2 protein-coding genes and 1 pseudogene are annotated in these 4,193 nt (G+C 59.7%); all 3 read left to right on the top strand.

Annotation, left to right across the window (positions count from 1 at the left end; genetic code table 11):
* Positions 1-183 (top strand): annotated as a pseudogene (locus D8V06_RS11250) (LysE family translocator); the annotation flags it as partial.
* A gap of 152 nt (positions 184-335) precedes the next feature.
* Positions 336-2,018, top strand: a complete 1,683-nt coding sequence (locus D8V06_RS11245) for a fatty acid--CoA ligase (protein ID WP_056853239.1) — start codon at positions 336-338, stop codon at positions 2,016-2,018.
* A gap of 337 nt (positions 2,019-2,355) precedes the next feature.
* Positions 2,356-4,193: DUF1302 domain-containing protein (locus D8V06_RS11240; protein ID WP_130930979.1), on the top strand; the 1,838-nt coding region annotated here is incomplete at its 3' end.

The following is a 4,193-nucleotide window of genomic DNA, read 5'->3' as shown; positions in this document are numbered from 1 at the left end:
CAGGCCGGTTACGGGGTGTACCTGGCAGTGGCGACGGCGATCTGGTTCTGCCTGGTGGCCATGTTGTTCAGCCAGCAACGTGTGCGTGCCGGGTTCGCCCGCATGGGGCACTGGTTCGACCGAACCATGGGCGCGGTACTGATCGCCATCGGCGTGAAGCTGGCATTTACCGAGATGCACTGATTGTAACGGTCTTCAAACACCGGCAAATGCTGGCGCAACGCTAGCATTTGCGCGGCCCTGCAAATCATTCCTTTGGCTGATTTGGCTGACGTTCAGGCGCACTACAGTGCGTACTTAACAGCCACGACCGTGCAGTCAGAAAAGGGATTCTTATGTTGCAGACACGCGTTATCCCCCCAGCCGAAGGCGCTTACCAGTATCCGCTGCTGATCAAACGGCTGCTCATGTCCGGCGCGCGTTATGAGAAAACCCGCGAGATCGTTTACCGCGACCAGTTGCGCTACAGCTATCCGACCCTGATCGAACGGGTCGCGCGGCTGGCCAACGTATTGACGGCCGCCGGGGTCAAGCCCGGGGACACCGTGGCGGTCATGGATTGGGACAGCCATCGGTATCTGGAATGCATGTTCGCCATTCCGATGATCGGTGCAGTGATCCACACCATCAACGTGCGTCTGTCGCCGGAACAGATCCTCTATACCATGAACCATGCCGTGGACCGCTTTGTCCTGGTCAACAGCGAGTTCGTGGGGTTGTACAACGCGATTGCCGGTCATCTGACCACGGTCGAGAAAACCTTGCTGCTGACCGACCTGCCGGAAAAAACCGCGGACCTGCCCAATCTTGTGGGTGAGTACGAGCAATTGCTGGCCGCCGCGAGCCCGCAGTACGACTTCCAGGACTTCGACGAGAACTCGGTAGCCACCACGTTCTACACCACCGGCACCACCGGCAATCCCAAGGGCGTGTACTTCAGCCATCGACAACTGGTGCTGCACACCATGGGCGTGTCGACGATCATGGGTGCCATCGACAGCGTGCGCCTGCTGGGCACCAACGACGTGTACATGCCGATCACCCCGATGTTTCACGTCCACGCGTGGGGGCTGCCTTACGTGGCGACCATGCTTGGGCTCAAACAGGTCTATCCGGGCCGCTATGACCCGGAGTTCCTGGTGGAGCTGTGGCGCAAGGAAAAGGTCTCCTTCTCGCATTGTGTGCCCACCATCCTGCAAATGGTCCTCAATGCCAAGGCGGCACAAAACACCGACTTCGCCGGCTGGAAAATCGTCATTGGCGGCAGCGCGCTGAACCGTACGCTGTACGAAGCCGCGAAGGCCAAGGGCATCCAGTTGACTGCCGCCTATGGCATGTCGGAAACCGGACCGCTGGTGTCCTGTGCGCACCTCAACGACGAATTGATGGCCGGCTCCGAGGATGAACGCACCACCTACCGGATCAAGGCCGGTGTGCCCGGGCCATTGGTCGAAGCGGCGATTGTCGATGCCGAAGGCAACTTCCTGCCGGCCGACGGCGAAACTCAAGGGGAGCTGGTGCTGCGCGCGCCGTGGCTCACCGAAGGCTATTTCAACGAGCCGCAGAAGGGCGCCGAGCTGTGGGCCGGGGGCTGGTTGCATACCGGTGACGTGGCAACGCTCGACAGCATGGGCGTGATCGATATCCGCGACCGGATCAAAGACGTGATCAAGACCGGCGGCGAGTGGATCTCCTCGCTTGATCTGGAAGACCTGATCAGCCGCCATGCAGCGGTACGCGAAGTAGCAGTGGTGGGGATCGCCGACCCGCAATGGGGCGAGCGTCCGTTTGCCTTGCTGGTGGTACGCGAAGGCCATGTGATCGGGGCGCGGGAACTCAAGGAACACCTCAAGCCATTTGTCGAACTGGGGCACTTGAGCAAGTGGGCGATCCCGAGTCAGATCGCCCTTGTTACTGAAATTCCCAAGACCAGTGTCGGCAAACTCGACAAGAAGAAAATTCGCGTCGACATTACCGAATGGCAGGCCACCAACAGCACCTTCCTTTCGACGCTTTAAGTCTCTTGCGGCGTGCCCGAAAAGGCACGCCAGCCCCACCAAGCAAGCGCTTGGCTTGTCAAATCCGAAATTTCAGCCATTCTTGCCGTGCCGACAGGTGTCGGCTTGGCAAAGGACTGTTCCAGAGTGGCTGGCAGCTGCAAATCACACTTTAGAGGGATCAAGCACTACTACCTGCTGGCTATAGTCCGCTCAAGGATTTTTAAGAACGGGGCAAACGCACAAACCGGGGCGATGCAACTTTGGAGTGACTTTGGGATGCCGTGGCTCCCTGTTATCCAAGCGTTTTTAAAAGTGCTCACTGCCATAACAATAAAATGCACATGGAGTAGCGTCGATGACATCAGTAAACCAGTTCTGGCGCCGGGCTAAACTGCCTCTGGCCGTCAGCCTTGCCTCTACGCTCGCCGGGCCTGCATTCGGCGTCAGTTTCAACGTTGGTGAAATCGAAGGTCAGTTCGACTCTTCCCTGTCGATCGGCGCGAGCTGGTCTACCGAAAGCGCCAACAAGAACCTCATCGGCGTCAACAACGGCGGCCGTGGCCTGTCCCAGACCTCCGATGACGGGCACCTGAACTTCAAGAGCGGCGAGACCTTCTCGAAGATCTTCAAGGGTATCCATGACCTTGAGTTGAAGTACGGCGACACTGGCGTTTTCGTCCGTGGCAAATACTGGTACGACTTTGAACTCAAGGACGAAAGCCGTCCGTTCAAGGACATCAGCGACAGCAACCGCAAAGAAGGCGCCAAGTCGTCTGGCGGTCAGATCCTCGATGCATTCGTCTACCACAACTACTCGGTTGCCGATCAGCCGGGCTCGGTTCGTCTGGGCAAGCAGGTAGTGAGCTGGGGTGAAAGTACTTTCATCGGCAGCGGCATCAACTCGATCAACCCGATCGACGTGTCTGCGTTCCGTCGACCAGGCGCCGAGGTCAAGGAAGGCCTGATCCCGGTCAACATGTTCTATGTGTCCCAGAGCCTCACCGACAACCTGTCGGCGGAAGCCTTCTACCAGCTCGAGTGGGACCAGACTGTCGTCGACAACTGCGGCACCTTCTTCTCCCAACCGGACATCATTGCCGACGGTTGCGACAATAACCTGCGCGTGCTGAACAAACGTTCGACCATTCCGGCCGCGGCTCTGCCTACGCTGACCCGTCTGGGCGTCAACGTAGACAACGAAGGTGTGCTGGTTCGCCGTGGTGCGGATCGCGATGCACGTGACAGCGGCCAGTGGGGCGCGTCGCTCAAATACATGTTCGAGCCGCTGGACACCGAGTTCGGTGCCTATTTCATGAACTACCACAGCCGTGCGCCGATCTTCAGCGCCACCGGTGCCCCAGCATCGGTTTATGCCGGCGCAGCGGCCCTGCCGGCAGCCTTCCGTGCACTGGCGCCACTGATCGTCGCGGGTAACTCGAGCTATTTCGTCGAGTATCCGGAAGACATCCGCCTCTATGGCCTGAGCTTCTCCACCACCCTGCCTACCGGTACGGCGTGGAGCGGTGAGGTCAGCTACCGTCCGAACGCACCGGTGCAGCTCAACTCCACCGACATCCTGTTCGCCGGTGTGCGTCCGTTGGGCGGCGCGCTGACCAATGCTTCGCTGCTGACCGGTGTACCGGGCCAGGACTTGCACGGCTATCGCCGCAAGGAAGTGACCCAGTTCCAGACCACCCTGACGCACTTCTTTGATCAGGTCATGGGCGCCAGCCGTCTGACCCTGGTGGGCGAAGTGGGTGTCACCCACGTTGGCGGCCTGGAAAGCACTTCCGACGTTCGTTATGGCCGTGATCCGGTCTACGGTCCTGGCGAGCTGCCTGCCACTGGCGGTGCCAACACCTGTGTGGCCCTCAACACCAGCACCATCAACGGTGCCGGCCCGGGTACCCCGACCAACAACGTCGCCCGTAACTGCAACGACGATGGCTTCACCACGGCCACCTCCTGGGGTTATCGCGGTCGTGCCATCTGGGAATACAACGACGTGTTCGCTGGTGTGAACCTCAAGCCTAACGTGGCCTGGTCCCACGACGTTGACGGCTACTCGCCTGGTCCTGGCGGCAACTTCGAGGAAGGTCGCAAAGCGGTCAGCCTGGGCGTCGATGCCGAGTACCAGAACACCTACACCGCAAGCCTGGCGTACACCAACTTCTTCGACGGCAAGTACACCAC

It is taken from the genome of Pseudomonas sp. Sample_24 (assembly GCF_004307605.1).
Classification (GTDB): domain Bacteria; phylum Pseudomonadota; class Gammaproteobacteria; order Pseudomonadales; family Pseudomonadaceae; genus Aquipseudomonas.
Note: the sequence above shows the minus strand (reverse complement) of the source record. Positions and strands in the feature narration are given on the sequence as shown.

Excerpts from the sequence above, each read along its gene's own strand:
- D8V06_RS11245 (WP_056853239.1), top strand. The coding sequence starts at position 336 with ATGTTGCAGACACGCGTTATCCCCCCAGCCGAAGGCGCTTACCAGTAT.